The organism is Micromonospora sp. WMMD735 (genome assembly GCF_049178995.1).
In the GTDB taxonomy this organism is placed as follows: domain Bacteria; phylum Actinomycetota; class Actinomycetes; order Mycobacteriales; family Micromonosporaceae; genus Micromonospora; species Micromonospora wenchangensis.
On sequence record NZ_JBMHMJ010000002.1, the window covers coordinates 1,416,941 to 1,438,597 of the forward strand.

At 68.8% G+C, this 21,657-nt stretch carries 20 protein-coding genes; 7 read left to right on the plus strand and 13 right to left on the minus strand.

Annotated features, from left to right (window positions below):
- Nucleotides 1-14 precede the first annotated feature (14 nt).
- Entirely contained in the window at nt 15-1,589 is a 1,575-nt protein-coding gene (locus tag ACN268_RS06220) for a glutamate synthase-related protein (protein ID WP_421482180.1), read from the plus strand.
- Between the two features lie 114 nt (nt 1,590-1,703).
- Entirely contained in the window at nt 1,704-2,075 is a 372-nt protein-coding gene (locus tag ACN268_RS06225; protein ID WP_421482181.1) for a hypothetical protein, read from the plus strand.
- Between the two features lie 41 nt (nt 2,076-2,116).
- On the opposite strand, the gene ACN268_RS06230 is transcribed toward ACN268_RS06225, so the two are convergent.
- Nucleotides 2,117-3,583 carry an SDR family NAD(P)-dependent oxidoreductase gene (locus ACN268_RS06230; RefSeq protein WP_421482182.1) on the minus strand — a complete coding sequence of 489 codons (1,467 nt, stop codon included), beginning with the start codon at nt 3,581-3,583 and terminating at the stop codon, nt 2,117-2,119.
- A 155-nt stretch (nt 3,584-3,738) separates the two neighbouring features.
- Nucleotides 3,739-4,380, minus strand: a complete 642-nt coding sequence (locus ACN268_RS06235; RefSeq protein WP_421482183.1) for a hypothetical protein — start codon at nt 4,378-4,380, stop codon at nt 3,739-3,741.
- Between the two features lie 285 nt (nt 4,381-4,665).
- Here ACN268_RS06235 and ACN268_RS06240 point away from each other — a divergent pair, with 285 nt between their 5' ends.
- The 4 genes from ACN268_RS06240 to ACN268_RS06255 are packed head-to-tail and all read left to right on the plus strand — an operon-like array spanning nt 4,666 to nt 6,800.
- On the plus strand, nt 4,666-5,067 hold the full coding sequence (locus ACN268_RS06240; protein ID WP_421482184.1) for a YbaB/EbfC family DNA-binding protein: 402 nt from the start codon (nt 4,666-4,668) through the stop codon (nt 5,065-5,067).
- Entirely contained in the window at nt 5,054-5,374 is a 321-nt protein-coding gene (locus ACN268_RS06245; RefSeq protein ID WP_421482185.1) for a type VII secretion target, read from the plus strand. Before ACN268_RS06240 ends, ACN268_RS06245 begins: the two co-directional genes overlap by 14 nt.
- Complete coding sequence (locus ACN268_RS06250; RefSeq protein WP_421482186.1) at nt 5,371-6,516, plus strand: WXG100 family type VII secretion target; 1,146 nt, start codon at nt 5,371-5,373, stop codon at nt 6,514-6,516. Before ACN268_RS06245 ends, ACN268_RS06250 begins: the two co-directional genes overlap by 4 nt.
- On the plus strand, nt 6,516-6,800 hold the full coding sequence (locus ACN268_RS06255; protein ID WP_421482187.1) for a hypothetical protein: 285 nt from the start codon (nt 6,516-6,518) through the stop codon (nt 6,798-6,800). Before ACN268_RS06250 ends, ACN268_RS06255 begins: the two co-directional genes overlap by 1 nt.
- A gap of 54 nt (nt 6,801-6,854) precedes the next feature.
- Here ACN268_RS06255 and ACN268_RS06260 read toward each other — a convergent pair whose 3' ends face one another.
- The 5 genes from ACN268_RS06260 to ACN268_RS06280 form a co-directional block, all read right to left on the minus strand.
- A complete protein-coding gene (locus tag ACN268_RS06260; RefSeq protein WP_421482188.1) occupies nt 6,855-7,847 on the minus strand; it encodes a hypothetical protein in 993 nt (330 codons plus the stop codon).
- Nucleotides 7,848-7,938: 91 nt separating this feature from the next.
- Complete coding sequence (locus ACN268_RS06265; protein ID WP_421482189.1) at nt 7,939-8,613, minus strand: DUF6308 family protein; 675 nt, start codon at nt 8,611-8,613, stop codon at nt 7,939-7,941.
- Between the two features lie 260 nt (nt 8,614-8,873).
- A complete protein-coding gene (locus tag ACN268_RS06270) occupies nt 8,874-9,821 on the minus strand; it encodes a hypothetical protein (RefSeq protein ID WP_421482190.1) in 948 nt (315 codons plus the stop codon).
- Between the two features lie 110 nt (nt 9,822-9,931).
- Nucleotides 9,932-10,813, minus strand: a complete 882-nt coding sequence (locus ACN268_RS06275; RefSeq protein ID WP_363793214.1) for a helix-turn-helix domain-containing protein — start codon at nt 10,811-10,813, stop codon at nt 9,932-9,934.
- Nucleotides 10,806-11,066: a hypothetical protein gene (locus ACN268_RS06280; RefSeq protein WP_363653327.1), complete on the minus strand. Its 261-nt coding sequence runs from the start codon at nt 11,064-11,066 to the stop codon at nt 10,806-10,808. The genes ACN268_RS06275 and ACN268_RS06280 overlap by 8 nt, the downstream gene beginning before the upstream one ends.
- A gap of 103 nt (nt 11,067-11,169) precedes the next feature.
- Here ACN268_RS06280 and ACN268_RS06285 point away from each other — a divergent pair, with 103 nt between their 5' ends.
- Nucleotides 11,170-11,418, plus strand: a complete 249-nt coding sequence (locus ACN268_RS06285) for a GntR family transcriptional regulator (protein ID WP_421482191.1) — start codon at nt 11,170-11,172, stop codon at nt 11,416-11,418.
- A 21-nt stretch (nt 11,419-11,439) separates the two neighbouring features.
- Here the strand turns inward: ACN268_RS06285 and ACN268_RS06290 are convergent, their stop codons facing one another.
- The 6 genes from ACN268_RS06290 to ACN268_RS06315 form a co-directional block, all read right to left on the minus strand.
- Nucleotides 11,440-12,576, minus strand: coding sequence for a hypothetical protein (locus tag ACN268_RS06290; RefSeq protein ID WP_421482192.1), 1,137 nt, complete (start codon nt 12,574-12,576; stop codon nt 11,440-11,442).
- 18 nt (nt 12,577-12,594) lie between these two features.
- Complete coding sequence (locus tag ACN268_RS06295) at nt 12,595-14,184, minus strand: protein kinase domain-containing protein (RefSeq protein WP_421482193.1); 1,590 nt, start codon at nt 14,182-14,184, stop codon at nt 12,595-12,597.
- 16 nt (nt 14,185-14,200) lie between these two features.
- The gene (locus tag ACN268_RS06300) at nt 14,201-15,016 is read right to left on the minus strand and encodes a hypothetical protein (protein WP_421482194.1); all 816 of its coding nucleotides are present in this window, start codon (nt 15,014-15,016) and stop codon (nt 14,201-14,203) included.
- Nucleotides 15,017-15,120: 104 nt separating this feature from the next.
- Entirely contained in the window at nt 15,121-18,057 is a 2,937-nt protein-coding gene (locus ACN268_RS06305) for a type I restriction endonuclease subunit R (RefSeq protein WP_421482195.1), read from the minus strand.
- Nucleotides 18,058-18,176: 119 nt separating this feature from the next.
- Nucleotides 18,177-19,406, minus strand: coding sequence for a restriction endonuclease subunit S (locus ACN268_RS06310; RefSeq protein ID WP_421482196.1), 1,230 nt, complete (start codon nt 19,404-19,406; stop codon nt 18,177-18,179).
- On the minus strand, nt 19,403-21,364 hold the full coding sequence (locus ACN268_RS06315) for a type I restriction-modification system subunit M (RefSeq protein WP_421482197.1): 1,962 nt from the start codon (nt 21,362-21,364) through the stop codon (nt 19,403-19,405). The genes ACN268_RS06310 and ACN268_RS06315 overlap by 4 nt, the downstream gene beginning before the upstream one ends.
- Between the last annotated feature and the right edge of the window lie 293 nt (nt 21,365-21,657).

The following is a 21,657-nucleotide window of genomic DNA, read 5'->3' on the forward strand; positions in this document are numbered from 1 at the left end:
GGAGTGTGGCCGGCATGACGTGGGCCCGCCGCACCGTACCCGTGATCGCCGCCGCCGCCGTCGGCCTCGCCGCCCGCGACATCCTCCAACGTGACCATGCGCTGCTGCGCAACTTCCCGCTGGTCGGGCGGGCCCGGTACCTGCTGGAGGCGATCGGGCCGGAGCTGCGGCAGTACATCGTCGCCGGCAACGACGAGGAACGCCCGTTCACCAGGGACCAGCGGCGGTGGATCTACGCCTCGGCCAAGCAGGAGAACAACTACTTCGGGTTCGGCACCGACAACGACGTCGAACGCAGCCCCGGCTACCCGATCATCAAACACCGCACGTTCGCCCGAACCGTCCCGTCGTCGGTTCCGGCCGCCGGGCACGACGTACGGCTGCCGGCGGCCAAGGTGCTCGGCGGGCCGCGCGGCCGGGCGAAGGCGTTCCGCCCCGGATCGGTGGTCAACATCTCCGGGATGAGCTTCGGCTCGCTGTCCGGCAACGCGGTGTCCGCCCTCAACCAGGGGGCGGCGCTGGCCGGCTGCCTGCAGAACACCGGCGAGGGCGGTCTGTCGCCGTACCACCGCCACGGCGGCGAGCTGGTCTTCCAGCTCGGTACGGCGTACTTCGGCTGCCGGGACGCCCGGGGCCGGTTCGACCTCGCCCGGCTGCGCGACCTGGTCGCCGGGGCACCGGTGCGGGCCCTGGAGATCAAGCTCAGCCAGGGCGCGAAGCCCAGCCTGGGCGGGCTGCTGCCCGGGGCGAAGGTGTCCGCCGAGATCGCCGCCACCCGGGGGATCACCGCCGGGCAGGACTGCGTGAGCCCGTCGCGGCACGCCGAGTTCTCCGACTGCGACAGCCTGCTGGACTGGGTGGAGCTGCTGGCCGCCGAGACCGGGCTGCCGGTCGGCATCAAGTCCGCCGTCGGCGACCTGGGGTTCTGGGAGGAGCTGACCACGCTGATGCGCGACACCGGCCGGGGCGTCGACTTCGTCACCGTCGACGGCGGCGAGGGCGGCACCGGCGCCGCACCGCTGATCTTCACCGACTCGGTGTCGCTGCCGTTCCAGCAGGGCTTCGCCCGGGTCTACCGCACCTTCGCCGAGCGGGGGCTGCACGAGCAGACCGTCTTCGTCGGCGCGGGCAAGCTCGGGCTGCCGGACAACGCCGTGGTGGCCTTCGCGCTCGGCTGCGACCTGGTCAACGTGGGCCGGGAGGCGATGCTGGCGATCGGCTGCATCCAGGCGCAGAAGTGCCACACCGACACCTGCCCCACCGGGGTCGCCACCCAGAACGCCTGGCTGGCCCGGGGCCTGGACCCGGCCCGCAAGTCGGTACGGGCGGCCAACTACATCGGCACCCTGCGCCGGGACCTGGTCAAGGTGGCGGAGGCGTGCGGCGTGGAGCACCCGGGGCTGATCGACACCGACGCCGTCGAGATCCTCGACGGCCGGACCTCGGCCCGCCCGCTGCGGGAGGTCTACGGCTACCAGCCGCAGTGGGGACTGCCGTCGGCCGCCGACCGGGCGGAGATCGCCCGGCTGATGGCCGGCGAGGCACCCCGGGGCGGCAGCGCCCTCCCCTCGGCCACCGCCCAGGGCTGACCCGGTTCCTCCTCCGGGGACGCCGAGCCACCCGGCCCGGCCGGGAAACGCCCCGATTGCCCGACTGATCCGTCGGGGCTTCCCGGTCGCCGTCGGCTCGGGCATGCTGGACGGATGGGAGAGGTACTGCCGATGCCCAGCTTCGGTGACCTGTTCACCGACACGCGGGGCGACGACCGGACGATGCGGGTCAGCTACCACCCGGAGCGGGCAGCGGTGGTGCTGTCCCTGTGGAGCGGAACGACCTGCCGGGGGTCGTTCCGGATGGCCCTCGACGACGTGTCCCGGCTGCGCGCCGTGCTGGCCGAGATCGAGGCGTCGTCCACCCCGACCACGGTGTTGCCGGTCGTCCCGCCCGCCGGCGGGCCGTCCCGCCCGTTCGACGCCACCGCCCCGGTCGCGCCGCGATCACCGGCCGTCGACCAGACCGGCGACATCTCGGGCACCGCCCACCGGGGCATGCTGCCGGTCCCCCGGGTGGCCTGACTCCGCCGATCGTCTCCCGGGCCGGGGTTGCCCCGCGCCGTTCACCAGGCGCAGGGCGCGTAGTCCTTCAGGAAGCAGCCGTACAGTTCCTCGCCCCGCTCGCCACGCACGATCGGGTCGTACACCCGGGCGGCCCCGTCGACCAGGTCCAGCGGGGCGTGGAACCCCTCGTCGGCCAGGCGCATCTTCGTCGGGTGCGGGCGCTCGTCGGTGATCCACCCGGTGTCGACGCTGGTCATCAGGATGCCGTCGGCGCGCATGTCCTCGGCGCTGGTGCGGGTGAGCATGTTCAGCGCCGCCTTCGCCATGTTGGTGTGCGGGTGCCCCGCCCCCTTGTAACCCCGGGCGAACTGCCCCTCCATCGCCGACACGTTCACCACGTACGCCCGCCCGGTGGGTGCGGCGGCCAACGCCGGCCGGAGCCGACTGACCAGCACGAACGGGGCGGTCACGTTGCACAGCTGCACCTCGAGCAGCTCGACCGGGTCGACCTCGTGCACCCGCTGCACCCAGCTGTTGGTGTCCCCCAGGTCGGGGGCGAGCCCACCGGCGTCGACGGCGGTGGCGGCGGCGATCCGCTCCGGCGTGGCGGACCGGCCGGTCAACGCCAGCGCGGTGAGGGCGTGCGGGGCGATGGTGGGCGTCGGCAGGGTGCCCTCGGGCAGCGCCAGGGTGACGCCCCGGCCGCCGGTGAAGGTGAGCAGCTCCGGCAGCGGCCCCTCGGGCAGCGCCGCCGACTCGGCGGCGACCAGGTGGGCGTACGCGCCGGGGGTGCGGCGTACGGTCTGCGCGGCGTTGTTGATCAGGATGTCCAGCGGGCCCTGCGCGGCGACCGAGTCGGCGAGCGCCACCACCTGGGCGGGATCGCGCAGGTCGATGCCGACCACGCGCAGCCGGTGCAGCCAGTCGGCGCTGTCGGGCATGGCGGTGAACCGGCGGACCGCGTCGTGCGGGAACCGGGTGGTGATCGTGGTGTGCGCGCCGTCGCGCAGCAGGCGCAGCGCGATGTACATGCCGATCTTGGCGCGGCCCCCGGTGAGCAGGGCCCGCCGCCCGGTGAGGTCGCACCGGGCGTCGCGGCGTTCCCGGTTGAGCGTGGCGCAGTCGGGGCAGAGCTGGTGGTAGAACGCGTCCACCTGGCGGTACCGGGTCTTGCAGATGTAGCAGCCGCGCGGGTTGATCAGCGTTCCGGCGGTGTCCCCGGCGGTGGGTGAGGCCAGCGGGATGCCCTTGGTCTCGTCGTCGATCCGCCCCGGGGCGCCGGTGGCGGTGGCGGCCGTCACGGCCCGGTCGTGCGCCAGGACGGCGTCCCGCCGCTCCTCGCGTCGCCGTTGCTTCACCATCTTGAACAGCCGGGCGGTGGCGCGCTGCACCCGTACCACGTCCGGGTGGTCGCTGGGCAGCGACTCCAGCGCCGCGAAGACCCGCAGCGCGGCCGCCAGGTCGCCCTGGTCGACGCCGGGGGTGCCGGCGTCGGGAACCGGTTGTCCGACGTTGTCCACCGTCATGTCCGCTATCGTCCCGCCCTCGCGTCCGGGGCCGACCGCCGGCCCGACCCGGGAACTCTACGCACCCGGGCCGGGCCGGCGCGACGCGCGGGGCTCGGCGTCGGCGGTGAGCCGGGCCACGGCCCCCGTCCGGAGCCGCAGCCCGAGCCCGCCCGTCAGGGCAGCCTGATGCTCTTGGTGTTCGGGAAGCTGTACGGGCAGGACGCCGACGAGCCGGTGCCGACCACGACATAACCGGCGGGGATCGGCGAGGCCGAGCAGATGACGGTGATGCCCGTGGTGGACGGGGTGGTGATGGTCCAGGTGTTGGGGAAGCTGTACGGGCAGGACGCCGACGACCCCTGCGCGACGATTACGAAACCGGACGGCAGGGTGGACGCCTTGCACATCACGCTCGCCGAGCCGGTCGGCGGGATCTTGATGGTCCACGTGTTCGGGAAGCTGTACGGGCAGGACGCGGACGACCCCTCCGCCAGGATCACGTAGCCGGGCGGGATGGTGGAGACCTTGCACACGACGGTGGTCGAGGTGGTCGACGGCGTGGTGATGGTCCACGTGTTCGGGAAGCTGTAGGGGCAGGACGCCGACGACCCCTCCGCCACGATCACGTAGCCGGCGGGGATCGGGGAACTCTTGCAGATCGTCGTGGTCGCGGCGCTGGCCGGCGTGGCGACGGTGAACGTGGCGGCCACCCCCGCGACAAAGACGGCGAGGGCGGCCAGGACGGCACGCAGGGGGGTGGTCGTTCCCGGGCCCCGCCGCCGCAGCGGCAGGCCCGTCCGGGCGATCCAGTTCACGCGGGATTCCCTTCACTCACAGGGTGCGCGACTACCGAGGGCATCGTTGCCAGTACGCGCTGTGAGCATAATGGACGCTCGAGGGCCGCCCGGCAACCCCCGACCCTGATCGGGGAGCGTCGAGGAACGGACAGCGGCACCGCCGGCCGCCAGGCCCGACCCGACGGGACACTGCCGCGCGTAACCGGTTGCTACCGTGTCGGTGACGTCGGGTCGGTCGACCACGGCGGGCCGACGCCACCGGGCGAGGTGACGTCGGGGCCACTGTCCCCTGGGGAGGGTCGGATGTGGGCGGACGAGTCGGCACTGGACGCCGCAGCACGCCGGCTCGACGAGTGGGAGTCGTCGCTCGTCGGGCAGGCGGAACGGGCACGGGCCCTGTCCGCCGACGCGCAGGCGTTGACCGGCACCGCCCGCAGCTCCGACCGCACCATCGAGGTCACCGTCGACTCCACCGGCCTGCTGGTCGACCTGCGGCTCGACGAGCAGACCCGGCAGCACTCCGCCGCCCACACCGCCCGGCAGATCATGGCGACCACCCGGGCCGCCCGCACCGACCTGCTACGGCAGCTCACCGACGCCACCACCCGGGCCCTCGGCGTCGACGACCCGGCCACCCGGGCGATCATCGAGTCCCACCGGCGGCGACTCGACGCCGGGCCGGGCACGCCGGATGCCCGCCGGTGACGGCATCCGGGTCGACCCGGACGACCTGAACCGGCACGCCGCCCACCTCGACCGCTGCGCCGACAGCCTCGACACCGCCGGCAGGGCCGGCCGACACGTCCAGCTCGACGCCGACGCGTACGGGCAACTCTGCGCGATCATGCCGGCGCTGCTCGGCGGCCTCCAGCAGATCCTGGTCGACGGCGTCGGCACCGCCGCCGGATCGGTCCGTGACACCGCCGCGAAGCTGCGGTCCAGCGCCGCGGGCTACCGGGCCGTCGACACCCGCGCCGCCCGACACCTCGACCGGATACGGGACGGCCGGTGACCGGCAACCCGCTGGTCGCCACGGCGTCGGACGCCGGCCCCAGCGCGTGGGCCGGGATCTGGATCTGCGAGGACATCGAACTCATCGCCCAGGGTGTGCGCACCGGCAGCTGGATCGACGGCAGCCTCGGCGTGGTCAGTGCCGGCCTGGACGCCCTCGCGCTGGTCTCCGACCCGGTCGGTGCGCTGCTCCAGTACGGCATCGCCTGGCTCATCGAACACGTCAGGCCGCTCAGCGAAGCCCTGGACTGGCTCGCCGGCGACCCCGCACAGATCACCGCCCACGCCCAGACCTGGCGCAACGTCGCCGCAGCCCTCCGGCAGGACGCCGCCGAACTGACCCACGCGGTGCGCACCGAGGTCACCGGTTGGGATGGCAGCGCCGGCAGCGCCTACCGGGCCTGGGCCGCCGAGCAGCACCGGGCGATCACCGGCCTCGCCGAGGGCGCCGACACCCTCGCCACCGCCACCGAGGGCGCCGCCGGCCTCGTCGCCGCCGTCCGGCTCCTCGTCCGCGACGCCATCGCCGCCTGCGTCTCCCGCCTCATCGTGTACGCGGGCGAACTGCTCGCCACCGGCGGGCTCGCCACGCCGTGGGTGGTGGAGCAGGTGACCACGCTGGTGGGCTCGTGGGCGGCGCGGATCGCCCGGCTGCTACGCGGGCTGCTGGCCAGCCTGCGACGGTTGCTGCCGGAACTACGCCGCCTCGGCGACCTCATCGAGAAACTCAAGCAACTCCTCAGCCGGCTCCGGCACGCCGACCCCGCCGCTGATGACCTCAATCGAGTACGAGCCAAAGGCCACGGGCCCCGGATGCCCATGAGCCTGGAGTCGGTACAGGAGGTCGCCACCAAATACGGCATCGACGTATCCGGCATTCGCTTCAATATCAACAACCGGATCTCAGGCGTGTGTGGGGTGACCAGACCCGATCAGTCGGTCATGCTCTGCCGCGAAGCGTTCCGCAGCGAGGAGGATCTGGCCCGGACCCTTGAGCACGAGAAGTTCCACGTGTCGGAACTCCGTGACGGCCGTCCCTACCCCACCACCCGCAACGAGGCCGACGCCTTCGAAGACCGGGCGTATGCCCATGAGGAACGATGGTGGAACGACCATCCGGTCAGGCCAGAGGGAGTGCGTTGATGGCAAACTTCGATGAGTGGCTGGACGCGTACGACGTCGTGTACCGCACCCTGCCGGGCTTCTCCGATCTTCCGTGCCCGAACTGCGGGCATCAGACGCTACGCCTGGTCTTCACCGCTCCCCCAGAAGCTCGACACGGCTATGCCTCGTTCTGGTGCGACACCTGCCTGGAGGGAATTCACCTCTCCAGGGCACCCATTCCCGACGGGGTCAGGGCGCTCTCCCTTGATCTGCCCGCCGAGGAACGCACCCGGGGCATCCCCAACTATCGCCTCATCACGTAGCACCGGCAGGCAGTCCGCTCACCATTCCACTCGCCCGATAGAACAGCGAAATCGTCAGGTACTGTCCCGCGTCGTGCCGGGCGTGTTCGTGAAGCGGTCGGTCACGTCGATTCCGTCGCGCAGGTAGTCGCCGAGCCTGATCCGTACGCCGGTGCGGACCACTTCGGTGCCCGCTCCGAACGACTCCGGCATCCGCCGGGTACGCCACCAGCGCAACGGCTCCCCCGCCGCCCGCTTCTGCCGCTTGAGGACCGCTTCCGCCTCGATGACGTCCGCGTGCCGACCCTCGACGACCTCCACCAGTTGGGCACCCGCCCGCAGGTGCTGCCGTACCCGGCTCGCCCCGCCGACGCCGAACTTGAGCAGTCCGCGGTGTCGCACCAGATACAGCAGGTACGGCGTGTCGCGGAGCGCGGCGAAGGTGCGGTCCTCGGGCTCGGGTGGGCACTGGGCGCAGGTGCGGTCGCGCAGCCGTTGCCACGAGCCGCAGCGCAGGTGCAGGCCCCAGGTCCCGTGGGAGAAGGGTGCCTGCCGTGCGCCGTACCACGGTAGGCCGTGGACGTCACCGGCCAGGTCGGTCCAGCCGTCGCGGCGGTGGCTGTCGAGTTCCTCGCCGAGGGCGATCGCGGCCTGGAACTCGGCGGCGGCCAGGGTGGGGATGGTGTCGGTGTCGGCCACGCCGGCGAAGCGGCGTACCCGTTCGGCGAGCGCGGGTTCGTCCGGCAGCCGGGTCAGCAGGCGTGCCCCGGCGGTGAGGCTCGGGCCGGCGGACCGCTCGTCCAGACAGAGGTGACACCGGGTCCGCCAGCCGGTACGGCAGACCCGGAGGTTTCCGCAGGTGCGGCACCGGTGGATGTCGACGCCTCCGCCCGGCAGCAGGCCGAGCGGTTGCATCTGGTCGGCGACCAGGTCCGCGCAGGGTCGGCAGTGGACGTACCAGGCGATGTCGGGCCCACGCTGGCGGGTGTTCGCCCGGCCGTGGACGGTGTCGCCGCAGTTGACGCAGATGCACTGCGTCGGACGAACGCGTGAACTCGGTGCCGTCATCGGCAGGTGTCGGTGGAGCGCCGCTTGCCCGCCGCCTTCGCCTGCGGCGTCCCACCCCTGATGCGTATCGTGAAATGTCGTTCGTCCTGGCTCACGGCAGACGGATCCCGGCACAGTGGTCGCCGCTGTGCACCGGGCGGTGCCGCATCCAGAACACCACGTCGAGGACGCGGAGCAGGCTCACCGCCTCGGGCAGGCCCGCATCCTTGTGCAGTGCGTGCAGCCGCTGCACAAGGACGCCTTCATCCTCGCGGAGCCTGCCGTGCAGCCACTCCCAGAAGCCGGCGCCGGTGCGGTAGGCGCAGGACACCACCGCGTCGTATACCGGCACCAGCTTCGGACGCTTGCGGGCGAGCAGCTTGCCGGCGACGACCCACCCGATGCCCGTCGCGTTGCGCAGCGCCCGCCAGGCGGTGTCGGCGGGACCACCCGCCACCACCAGGGGGTACGCCTCGTCTGCGCCCAGCGCCACGTCGACCGGAATCCTCTCCAACTCGGCGGCGACCCGCTCGCCGAGCGGCCCCTGCAACAGGTCGAGCGCCTGCTGCGGCGGCACCCGCACCCGCAGCAGTTCCACGGCGACAAGGTCCTCGGCGGTGATGGCGCCGGCCGTCTCGGGACGGCTGCCGCCACCCCCGAGTTGGTCGAACTGTCCGCCGGTGAACGTCTCGCCGCCGGTGCCGAGGTAGTAACCGTGCAGGTCGGAAATCGACCGGGGATCATCGAGGACGGCCAGCATCTCGGTGAGCGTCAGGGGTTGCGGCACGCTTCTCCTTCGAGGGCTCCGTGGTCCCGGCAGCGAACTACAGGTCGGCAAGACAACCAGATCGGTGACCGGCGGGGCAACACCACTTCGCGGCTCAGCCGTCACTCGTGTGTGGCCGGGCAGAACGCCACCGCAGCCGTCGCTGACCTGCGCTTTCACCCGGTCGGTGATGCCAGGGAGCGGGCGCACATCACCATCTGCATCGATGGCGGCCGCAGTCGCGTCGTAAACCTGACAGCCAGCGACGCGGGATCACCCGCTCAGCCGAGCCCTCCGGCGAACGGCATCGACCGCCACTGGTCGAGCATGCCGCCGAGGGCGTCCGCCAGCATCGGCAGCTGGGGGGCCAGGGCGAGACAGGCGACGCCCCGCAGCATCCCCACCGCCGCCACGAAGCGCAGTACCCCCTCGTCGAGGTCCCGCAGGTTCCGGCGCTGCGCCGCACTCCGGTAGGCGGCTTCCCCCTCAGGTCCGACACCGACGACGTCCCACTCGACGGGCCCCAGCGTCACCATCTCGAAGTCTGCGTAGCGGTACCCGTCCACCCCGGCGACCATGTTCACGACCGGGGAGTCGCCGTGGACGGGTTGGAGGTCGACCCCGGGGAACGTCTTCTCGAACAGTTCGCGGGATCGTACGAGTGGTGCCAGCACCTGCCATTCGCGGCGGGCACGGTCCAGGTCCGCCGGGTCGATCAGCTCGGGCTGGCCGTCGAGCGCGACGAGGCCGTCCTCGACGAACTGCGGTTCGGCGGCGGACAGGAACGACAACTCACCCGGATAGTCACGCAGCGCGGCGTGCAGTTCGGGTACGAGGCCACAGTTCGCCACGTAGTCGGGTTCCCCAGCCGGTGCCAGCTCGATCAGCTGCCAGAACGTCATCGAGAAGCCGTCGTGCCGGACGGGTTCGCGGGGCACGAGCGGGCTGGGCGGGATGACCGGCACGCCCCGCTCGGTGAGCCATCCCGTCACGTCCAGTTCCGCCCGCTGCCGACCGGCCACACTGTCGAGGTCCGCGTAGGCGGGCAGGACCGTGGGCACCCGGGCCACGACCGGCGACGGCGCGAGGTGCACGACCACGGAGAAGGCCTCGTAGAGCACGCGGGGGTCGGTCACGTCGAGTCCCTGTGCGCGTCCGGCGTGGACGGCCGCGTCGACCGCACGCCGGGTCCGGTCGGCGATCTGCTCCGGGGTCAGGAAGCTCTGCATACCCCCATCCTTCCGCACGCACCCGACGGGTCGGGGTCTCCGTCCGCGCCGCGCCGACGACACGAATGCCGGCGTGCCTCACCGGCCCCATCCTCGTCGAGGCTCCACGGTCATCCGGGGTGCAGCTCCTCGCCGATCGTGAGGATAAGCCGGCGTGACTCCTCCTCGTCCAGGGCCACCCCGTCCAGGCCCGCCCAGACCTGCTCGTAGGCGGCCCACTCCGCCGGCCGGTCGAGGTAGAGCGCCCCGGTCAACGACTCCTGGTAGACCACCGGCGGGTCGGGGTCGGCGCGCAGGCCGAGCGGGAATTCCAGCAGCACGAACGAGCCGGTGAGCGCCCCGTCGTGCGCTCCGGCGGCCAGCGGCAGCACCCGGATCGACACCTGCGGCAGCCGGCTCGCCTCCGCCAGGTGCCGGAGCTGTCCGGCCGTCACCGCCGCGCCGCCCACCTCCCGCAACAGCACCGCCTCGGCGAGCAGTACCTCGTAGCGCGGCGGTCGGGGCAGTCGCCGCCGGAGCAGGTCCTGCCGCCGCAGCCGCGCCTCGACCGGCTGTTCCCGCTCCTCGCCGGTCGCGCCGGGCCGGCGCGGGCAGGTCGCGGCGGCGTACGCCCGGGTCTGCAGCAGGGCGGGGACGAGCGCCCCGGCGTGCTCGCGGAGCCGGCACGCGGCGGACTCCAGGCCGCCGTAGAGGTCGAACCATTCGGGTACGGGGTCCCCGTACGCGTGCCACCACCCCCTCCCCCGCGTCTCGCCGGCCAGCGCGACCAGTGCGGCGGTCAGCGCGCGCCGCGCCCCGTACAGCTCGCACATGGCCCGTACGTCGACCGCGCGCACCATGCCGAGGCCGCTCTCGATGCGCCACATCTTGTGCCGGCTGCACTCCAGCGCCTCGGCCGCCGCGTCCAGCGTCATGCACGCCTCGATGCGCAGCTCCCGCAGCACCCGCCCGAGGTGCCGGCGCGGCACGGACGAGCCGGTGGCCTCAACCATCGGAACCCGCCCGCCGTCCCTGGCGGGGCACCCGCACCCGGTAGCGGTCCGCGCGCTGGTTCGGCATCTCCCCCGCCCGCCGCGCGTCACCGAGCGCGCCGTCGCACCGCGACGTCACCACCCCATCGGGTACGACGCCCTCGACCGTCCTGCGCCGCCAGCGCCCCGGTCCGTTCCCGTCGGGCACCACCTGCCCGGTCAGATCCACCGCGACCGTCCCCGACCGCAGGAACCACTTCCACCGCCTACCCATGCCGCCTCCCCGTGTCGCCCGAAGCCTACTAGGTTTTTCTAGCATTCCTAGCAAACCTTGGGTTGCTCGTCTACTGTCGGTTCGCCGGTGATGACATCGGCGTATGCCCTACGCCCAACCCCTCTGGAGATCAATCCGCGATGATCTGAGGGCGAGGATCAAGGCAGGGCTGCTGAAGCCCGGCGACAAGATCCCAACCACCCGGGAACTCATGGACCAGCACTCCACGAGTTCTGCGACCGTCCGGAGAGCCGTCGACTCCATGATCGAGGCCGGAGAACTCATCGGCAGGCAAGGGTTGGGCGTCTTCGTAGCCGACACGGCAAAGCCGGAGTCACAGCGCTCGACCTGACCTACGACGCCCTCTGTTGAGCTACCCGTCCTCTCTGTCGGCAGTCCTACGGCGGATCTCCTTGAGCGAGGCAATGTCACCTCGTATTGCGTCCTTCGAGGACCAAAAGTCCAAGCCATCTGTGGCCAGAACAGTCTCAGGCGTTCCAGGTCCGTTCGCGTCGATCTTCAGCGCCCGGCCGGCGGCGGATGGTGTGGGAAACGGGCGACCACCAAAACGGACGGTGCCGTCGGCGAGAAGTTCGGCGGTGTAGGACACGCCCTTGTATCGGGCATAGAGCTCTGCTCCTGGTGATAGTCGACCAACCCGGATAATGTCGGCCAGCTTGATCGATCGTTCAGTGTGAGAGACTGCACGCTTGGACCGACGTGGTGGGATTACTCCGTCTGCTGACGACTTGGAAGAACCCGTTCGCATCGTGACAGGCCCTTCGGCCGTCAGAGATGTTGCAGGATTCGCCGCACCAATGGAGCGCACCGGCATCGTTGGGGCCGGGTAGTCAAATGAGGCACGGGCACGGATCAGACTGGAACGGATCTCGTTGCGGGTGAGGCGGGGCAGCCGGTCGTCAAGTAATCCCACCAGTTCTGGCGCCGGCTCTCCATCACCGAAGAGGTCAAGTAGGTCAGCCAATACCTGGCGATCGATAAAATACCCCCTCCAGAGTTCCTCGATGCGATTCTGCCCCATGTTCTCCTTACTAAGAAGGGATAACAGCTCCGATGCCGCATCGAGGTCGGACTCCAGGCTTACAACACGGAAGAGCTTCTGCTCGACCGGTACCGGTGCGTGCGCGTTGTAAACTCGCCATTCGGCCCCGTTCGTAAGAGCGACCCACTCGACACCTGCTGACGCAGCGTAACCGATAATCTGATTTGCCCAGCGGGGATCGTCAAGGTTTTCACCGAGCGCCTTCGCCTCGATGAACAACCGTGGGGTGCGCAATATCAGCAACGCATAGTCGACGGGGTTGTCGACGCCTCGTCGGCGATACTCGGGGTGAACTTCTTCCAAGTCATGGATATCCCACCCGAGCGCATCAATTACGGGATCGATCAAGCTCATCCTGGTGCTCTGCTCAGGTATGCGCGTCCGCTGCTGTCGATACCGCTGGATGCGCTCGACGCACTGCTTGAGCACGTCCTTCAGCTCATACATAGAGGCTACCTCTCTCAATTATCGTGGCGCTCCACGACCATCACCGCCGTCGAGCCGACGGAGATGGCTCAGTAGTGTCTCTATCTCACTCACCAGCGGACTATCGAGGCCATGTAGTCGGATCACGTCCTGAAGCAACTCGTCGAGTTGAAGTTGAGCCTGCGCGATCTCACCGACTCCGGCGGCAAGAATGGCAATCTGCTGCCGGATCGGCAAAAGCTCGTCTGTCGCCAGGTTGCCCTGCTGCTCGGCCAAGAGCAGGCGCATCTCGGCCAACGCCGTGCCTGCCTCGCCGAGTTCGGCTTGACACATTGCCGCCTGCTGACGGCAATACCAGATCAACTCCTGGTCTGGCATTGGCCGTTCAGCGAGGTCAACGACGAGGCTGGCGAATTCGGGCAGCGCCTCTCGGTAGGCGCCAGCGAGCACGTAGAGGTTGGCGAGGTTGAGCCGCAACTCCAGCATCTGCGGCTGTTTCGCTGCGCGCCCTCTCCCTACTGGGCGAAGTGCCGTTTCGAGCAGTTCGGCGGCCTGGGTGAAGCGCTCCTGCTCGGCCAGTTCCCAGGCGCGGTCCTGCGCCTCGGCAAGCTCCTCGAACGAGGGTGGCTGGACGAGGTCCGCCGGCACCAGACGGGGCACGACGTCCCGCCGGGTCGGCGGCACCGGTTCCTTTTGCGGCACCGGGCCGAAGGGGTATCGGTAGGGCATGGTCGGGTCCACGACCTGCCCGTCGGCGACGGCGACCGCCAGGTCGGCCGCGATCTCCGGTGCGACCCTGCCGAAGGGGGTCAGGATCTCGTACACCTCGGCGGCTGACGCCGGTCGGTGCTGCGGGTCCTTGGCCAGCAGGCGGGTCACGAGTCGTACCAGCCCGTCGGGCACGCCGGCCCGGTGCTCGGCGACCGACGGGACCGGGTCGTTCAGGTGCCGGTGCAGCATGCCGAGGGGGTTGTCGGCTCGGTAGGGCGGGCTGCCGGTCAGCATTTCGAAGAGCACGCAGCCGAGCGCGTACAGGTCGGCGCGCGGGCCGACCACGCTGCTCAGGGCCTGCTCGGGCGCCATGTAGGTGGGTGTGCCCAGGGTGTGCCCGGTGGCGGTGAGCCGGGGGCCGTCGGTGGGGCCGAGCAGCGCGGCAACCCCGAAGTCGAGCACCTTCACCGCGCCGGTCGGGGTGACCATCAGGTTCTGCGGTTTGAGGTCCCGGTGCACGAGGGAGGCCACGTGGGCGGCGGCCAGCACCGAGCAGATCTGGGCACCGATCGCGGCGGACCACGGCACCGACAGCGGGCCACGTTCGGCGATCAGGTCGGCCAGCACCATCCCCGGCACGAGCTGCATGACGAGGTAGATGTCGTCACCGTGGTAGCCGACGTCGTGGACGCTCGGCACCCCCGGATGGTCGAGCCGGGCGGTGACCCGGGCCTCCCGCATGAAGCGTTCGACTGCGTTCTCCCGCTCGCTCTCGGGGACGGTGAGCTGCCGCAGGAACTTGATCGCCACCGGCCGGTCAAGCTTCTCGTCGAACCCGGCCCACACCTCCCCCATCCCGCCGTGACCGACCGGATAGGTCAGCTCGTACCGGTCCGCCACCCGCTCCTGCGCCCGCATCAGCACCCCACCGTCGTCACGACTGAGTTCCGCCGCCGTATAGTTCGCTCAGTTCCCGGTAGGCGGTCAACACTGCCGTTGTTTTGTCAGCAAGTTGCTCTCCGGCATTGGCCTCGATAGGTGAAACATCAAGCGACAGCTTGTTAATGGCATCGGCAGTGCGCTGTAGAGTGTCATCGATTTCTTTGTCTCGGACGAACGCCTCACCGGCCTCTGCGGTCACCGTCAACTGCGACACGAGCGTGGCGAGATCCTCGTTTACCTCGCGCCATAGCGCGCCAGCCCGCGCCTGTTGGCTTTGGAGCTCCAGCCGGGCACGGCTCGTCATTGGGGAGCCAGGATGACCATGCTTCGCGAGGTCCTCTCGGACGCCCCGAATCTCCTGCTTCCGTGCGAGAATCCCAGCACCCTGCCAGAGGCTCTGCGCCACCAGCGAAGCCGCGTCCCTCGAATCGACCAGTCCAGCCAAAGCCGGCAGTGTCTTGTCAATCCGATCCGCCAGCGTTTGCAGATCGTCGAACGCTCGGCGCTCGTCAAACCTGGTCAGCACCCTAGTGCCACTCGGAAGCGATTGCAGCGACGGCTTTACTTTTTTCGCTTTGTCCGGGGCATCGGACAACACGACCGGCACCAAGCAGAAAACGCCAACGACACCAATCAGCACCATTCCCCAACGGGGCTCTTCGCCCGAAAAACAAGCGTAGGCAATACCGACGGCAGTCAGAACAATTAGCCAACCCAACCGCCTGTCGGACGCATTGCTACCTGACGATTCATGAAGCATAAGGAAACTAACGTTTCCCTGCTTGCGAAAATTTGCCCTGCCGTTCACCCGAATTCTGTGCGGGGCAATCGTTGTTGACACAGTGTCACGAGCTACCCAAAGGTGGAAGGGGTGGTCGGACGGGGGCACCCGTCCTCCTTTCACGAACGCGGTCAGGCGATGCCCTTGCGGCGGCGGATCATCTGGTACGCCTGCCGGCGGGCGAACTGGTTGAGCTGGGAGCGCAGGCTCTCGTCGTCGAGGTAGCGCTGCATGAGCTTGCCGTTGTCGTCGTGCCGGGACAGGATGACGTCCTCGATCCGCCTGTCGCAGACCACGCCGAAGTTGCTCTCGTCGTTGACCATGGCGGCGGCTTCGAGGGTGCCGTCCTCGGCCAGGGCGACGATCTGCTGCTCGACCCAGACCTTGTCGGCCTCCCCCAGCCCGATGCCGAAGCGGTCGTTGAACGCGTCGATCAGCTCGGACAGCGCCACCCGGTCGGGGTCGTTCTGCCTGCCGACCGCTCCGCCGAGGAAGCCGGGCAGCATCTGCTCACCTTCCGGTGACAGGGACGCGTCGTGCTCACCGGTCCTGCTGACCCGCAGGTGGGTGAGCTGCACCTCGCCGATGTCGACGGACGGGTCCTGCTGGCGGGGCAGCCGGTTGAGCAGCGCCCGGCCGTACAGGTAGAGCCGTTCCAGGTCCTCGTCGTGGTAGGGCACGACCTGGCTGAGGAACGCGTACATCCGGGTGTAGTCGCGCAGCGCGGACCGGAAGCCGGTCGCGGCCTCCGGGTCCTGCTCGGCCAGGGCCTTGAAGCGGTCGACTGCCGGTTCGGTGAACCGGTAGAGCGCGGCGTGCGCCCGTTGCAGGCCGGTGTCGGTGGTGGCCTTGGCTTCGGCGGCGAGCAGCGCCTCGGCGTACGCCTGCATCTCCGACTCGACGAGCACCGGGTAGCCGGTCACCGCGTGCTGCGCGGTGTAGAGCAGGTTGGGGTCGGTGGGGGTGGTGGCGGCGGTTTCGAAGTACGGCCGGAAGTGCGCGGCGACGTCGCCGGCCTCGTTGACGAAGTCGAGCACGAACACGTCGCCCTGGGTTTTGAGCGGGTGGGTGCGGTTGAGCCGGGACAGGGTCTGCACGGCGGCCACGTTCTTGAGCAGCTTGTCGACGTACATCGTGGTCAGCAGCGGCTGGTCGAAGCCGGTCTGGTACTTCTCGGCCACCACCAGGATCCGGTACTCCACCGGCTGCTTCGCCTTGGGCGTGCCGGCGTGCCTGTCGTCGGCGGCGGTGTAGGCGAAGCGGTCGGTCAGTTCGCCCTCGCCGAAGCCGTTGACCCGGGCCTCGGTGTATTCGACGCCGTCGACCTCCAGCTCTCCGGAGAACGCGACGAGGGAGTCACAGCCGGCGTAGCCGTGCAGTTCGACGTACTTCCTGATGGCGGTGTGCAGGCGGACCGCGCCCTCGCGGGAGGCGGTGACCACCATGGCCTTCGCGCGCCCGCCGAGACGCGGCGCGGTGTGCTTGAGGAAGTGCTCGACGACGATCTCGGCCTTCTGCGCCTGCATGGTGGGGTGCAGGCTGGCGAACCGGGCGAGCTGCGCGCCGGCCTTCTTCGGGTCGACCTCCGGGTCGTCGGGGTTGGCGTTGGCCAGTTTCCAGTACGACTTGTAGGTCAGGTAGTTGCGCAGCACGTCGAGGATGAAGCCCTCCTCGATGGCCTGCCGCATCGAGTAGGTGTGGAACGGCTGCGCGTCGCCGGTGACCGGGTGCGGGGTGCCGAACAGCTCTAGCGTCTTCGCCTTCGGGGTGGCGGTGAACGCGAAGTACGACAGCGTCTGGTGCCGCCCCCGGGCCAGCGCGGACGCTGTGAGCAGGTCGCCCGACTCGTCCACGTCGTCGCTGCCGAGCCGGAGCAGCACCTTCTTCAACGCGGCGGCCGAGTCACCGGACTGCGACGAGTGCGCCTCGTCGACGATGACCGCGAACCGCTTGCCGCGCAGCCCCTGCACCTGGTTGAGGATGTAGGGGAACTTCTGCATGGTGGTGATGACGACCTTGGCGGTTTCGCCCTGGAGGGCGGCGGCGAGCTGGGCGGAGTCCTTGTCGATCCGCTGCACCACACCCGGCACGTGCTCGAACTGGAACACCGTGTCCTGGAGTTGCCGGTCGAGCACCACCCGGTCGGTGATGATGATGACCTTGTCGAAGACCGCCTCGTCGGGGTGCAGCCCGGTAGCGCGGGCGTCCTCGTCGAGGGTGTGCGCGGTGTGCAGGCTGGACAGCCGGTGCGCCAGCCAGGCGATGGTGTTCGACTTGCCCGACCCGGCCGAGTGCATGACGAGATAGTTGTGGCCGGAGCCGTGCCGGGCGGCGTGCTCGGTCAGCCGGGTCACCGCATCCCACTGGTGGTAACGCGGGAAGATCAGCGCCTGGGACTCCCGGTCGGTGTGCAGGTACCGGCGGATCAGGTCCAGCCAGGTGTCCGGGTGCCAGATCTGCTCCCACAGGTAGGAGCTGCGGTAGCCGCTCGCCCCGACGGGCGGGTTTCCGGCACCGCCGGACACCCCCGGCCCGTTGGACCCGGTGTTGAACGGCAGGAACCGGGTCTTCTCCCCCGCCAGCTTCGTCGTGACGAAGACCAGGTCAGGATCCACGGCGAAATGCACGAGGGTACGCCGAGCGAAGAGCAGTTCCTTCGGGTCACGTGTCCTGCGGTACTGCTCCTTGGCGTCCTCGACGGTCTGCCCGGTCAGCGGGTTCTTCAGCTCGGCGGTCGCCAGCGGGATGCCGTTGACGAAGAGCACCAGGTCGAGAGTGTTGTTGTTGCTTGTCGAGTACGCGAGTTGCCGGGTGACGGTGAGCCGGTTCGCCCGGTAGAGGGTGAGCGCGTCGTCGGTGATGGCGTGCGCGGGCTTGAAGTAGGCGAGCCGGATCAGCACGCCCTTGTCCTTGACGCCCCGGCGGAGGACGTCGAGCGGGCCGCGCTCGTCGATCTGCCTGGCGAGGTGCTGCGCGAACTCGCGCTGCGCCACATCCGGGTCGTTCCCGTGGTACGCCAGCAGCCGCGCCCACGCGTCCGGCTGTGTATCACTGACGAACGCGAACAACTCAGCGGCGTCGAGCCCTACTCGGCTATCGAAGTTGCTGGTTGCGGCTCGCAACCAGCCCAGGCCGGCTAAGGCACTCTCGATGGCGCCCTCGAACGGCTGTTCCTGATCGGCGGAACTCACGGCTGCACCCCCCGCGCCGTTGCAAGGTCGACCTGCCCTGCCACGGCCGCTGTAATCAATGCTTGCCGACGTTCCCGCATCAAATTCAGACCGTCACGAATCCTTCCGACCGCATGATTGTGTGTCGCATGGGTGGACGCCACTTCCATTGCCACCATGGCGCGCATGTTTTCCGGAACCCGTGGGATTAGGATTTCACCCACGTCCTGACCGCGGAGCTTAATCGTCTGACCAGACTGTCCTCGAAGCAACAGCGATATTTGATCGCGAACTGGACGGGCGCCTAGGACTGCCGCCACGAATGAGGCCGGCCATTCAGCATGGAGCCGCAGCCGGTAAAGCAGATCACTCAGCAACAGCCGGCGTTGGCCAGTGTCGGCAACCGCAGCGATTCCAACCATGGTCGGGGAGCCACTCCCGCGCGTCAGCAGGAGGTCGCCGTCGTGAATCACATAACGAAGATCCGGTTTAACGTGAGCCGGGAGCCTTTTATGAGCCAACGGGTTGAAGACACCGGAGCTAACCGAACTCGTCCGCAGCACGGCCCACTCCTCCGGCTCAGCATCGATTTCTTCGCATTGGGGACTCCACCCTTGTTCGATACCGATCCAGACACGCCGAACAGGAACCGACCCATACTCATCGAACAGCTTCGAAATCTCCGAAGCGACAACCGCCTCAGCCCGCTCCCTCAGCAACTCGATCTGGGACTCTTTCGCACCCTTCAGTGCCTCCGTGCGACCTAGCTCAAAATCAAGAAAGTCCGCGATCCGCTGCTGCTCCCCACGCTCGGGAACCGATACAACTAAACGCATAATATCTTCAGGACTCACCCGCTGATGACTCCGAGTAACGGACTGAACCCGAGCGTCAAGCGATTGACGGGTCATTTCCGACGAAAGGAGGTAATAAAGGAAACGAGGATCAACGCCCTGCGGACGCAGCGCCACGAATTCCGTGGAAGCGACAACAGGATTACCCGAAGGCGAAGCAATCACGACCCGACTCTTACGGGGGTTGAGCTTGCTGATCAAGACCTCGCCGCCCCGAATGCGAAGCTTCGCGGAGCGAATCTCCGAACTGTCTTCCAATTGCCCATCGCCGCTGGCCTCCAGCGTAGGGATGCTGTAGTGGAAGACCGTTGAGCCTAGGCTTGCCGGGTCCACTACTGAGCGAACCTCGGATACCAAGGTCCACAGGGGTACCTTACGCCATTCATCCATCATCCAGTCACCTCACGGAGCAACTGCTGAATCTCCGTTTCGAGTGCCCCCAATTCAGAGTCAATTTGAGCAAGAGAACGCGGCGGTTGGTAGACAAAGAAGTGGCGGGTGAACGGGATCTCGTACCCGATCTTGGTCTTTGATTCGTCGATCCAGGCGTCGGGGACGTGGGGTAGAACCTCGCGTTTGAGGTAGTCGTGGATGTCCTCGTCGAGCGGCACGTTCTCGTTGTCGCGCAGGTCGGTGTCCGGCAGTGGCCTACCCTTGCGGTCGGTCTGCACCTCCCCCTCCGGGTCGCTGACCGAGAACGCCTCCCACACCGCCTTCTCCACCGCCGCCGGCAGCTTCCCCAGCCCGTTCAGCCGCAGCGCGAACTCGGCGCGCGTCGCGGACGACGTACCGATCAGGGACCTGGCCCCGACGAGCAGCGACTCGCGGTCGGCGTACTTGAGGACGGCCCGCGCCTCGGCGAGCAGGGCGACCGTCTCGTCGGTGACCTCGAAGCGCAGCCGCAGCGGGCGTTCGACGGTGATCCGCTGGTAGCCGAAGTCGGTGGTGGCGAAGACCTTCACCTTGGCGTGTTGCGGGTGTTCCGGGTCGTCGGCGATGGTCAGCACGTCCACGTAGGCCCGGGTCAGCTCGGCGATGTGGTCGTCGGTGAGCATCTTGCGTTTGTCGCCGAGGCTCTTGCGCATCTTGGTCCAGTGGTCGCGGCCGTCGAGCAGCACCACCTTGCGGCGGCGGGACGCGTCCTTGCGGTTGGTGAGGATCCAGAAGTACGTGGAGATGCCGGTGTTGTAGAAGAGCTGGTCGGGCAGGGCCACGATGCCTTCGAGCAGGTCGTTCTCCAGGATCCAGCGGCGGATCTCCGACTCCCCCGACCCGGCCGCCCCGGTGAACAACGGCGAACCGTTGAACACGATCGCGAGGCGACTGCCGCCGTCCTCGGGGCGCTTCATCTTCGCGATCATGTGCTGGAGGAACAGCAGCGAACCGTCGTTGATCCGGGGCAGCCCGGCACCGAACCGCCCCGCGTGACCCCGGGCGTGCTCGGCCTTGACGTAGTTCTCGACCTTCTTCCACTCCACCCCGAACGGCGGATTGGCCAGCATGTAGTCGAAGCGCTCCCCGTCGTGGCCGTCCTGGCTGAACGAGTTGCCGAACGTGATCTTCGTCGGGTCGCCACCCTTGAGCATCATGTCCGAACGGCAGATCGCGTACGTCTCCCCGTTCAGCTCCTGCCCGTACACCTCCACCGTGGCGTGCGCGTTGTGCGCCTCGATGTGCTCCTGCGCCTCACTGAGCATCCCACCGGTCCCACACGCCGGGTCGTACACCTTGCGCACGATGCCGGGCGTGATCAGCTCTTCCTCGTCGGGGGCGAGCAGCAGGTTGACCATCAGCTTGATGACCTCGCGCGGGGTGAAGTGCTCACCGGCGGTCTCGTTGCTGATCTCGGAGAACCGGCGCACCAGCTCCTCGAAGACGTAACCCATCTGGTGGTTGGACACCACGTCCGGGTGCAGGTCGATGTCGGCGAACTTCGCCACCACCTGGTACAGCAGGCCCGCCTCGGCCAACCGGCCGATCTGGGTGTCGAAGCCGTACTTCTCCAACACGTCGACCGCACCCGGCGAAAACCCACCGATGTAGGCACGCAGGTTCAACACCACATGGTCCTGGTCACCGAGCAACCTACGGAACGACATCTCACTGGTGTTGTAGAACGACAACCCGGCCACCCGCCGCAACACCGGATCCACATTCTGCACACCCGACGCCTTCAACTGCCGGTGCCGTTCGAGCACCGCGTCCTTCGTCGGCGCCAACACACAGTCCAGCCGACGCAGCACGGTCAACGGCAGGATCACCCGGCCGTACTCGGACTGCTTGTAATCACCCCGCAGCAGATCCGCCACCGACCAGATGAAGCCCGCCAACTCCTGGTGCTTCGTGCTCACCACGTTCCTTCCGATTGCGTTGAGTCAAGGATTATGGCTGTTGGTTGCGCCGCCCGCGCTCCCCCACCCGGGGGCGATGGTCGACCAGGTGTCATCGGGCGATGACCGACAGATGACCCGCCTTCGTCCGGATCGTCGGGCGCGGACCGCTGCTGCCGGCAGCCGCCCCTGCTGACGGGGTCGACCGATCCGACCCGCCCGATCTGCCAGGTTCGCGCCGATGACCGTCGCCACGCCCGTTCGGGGTCGGATATCCGACGACGCACCCCTGCGGTGGCGAGGGCCCGCGCCGG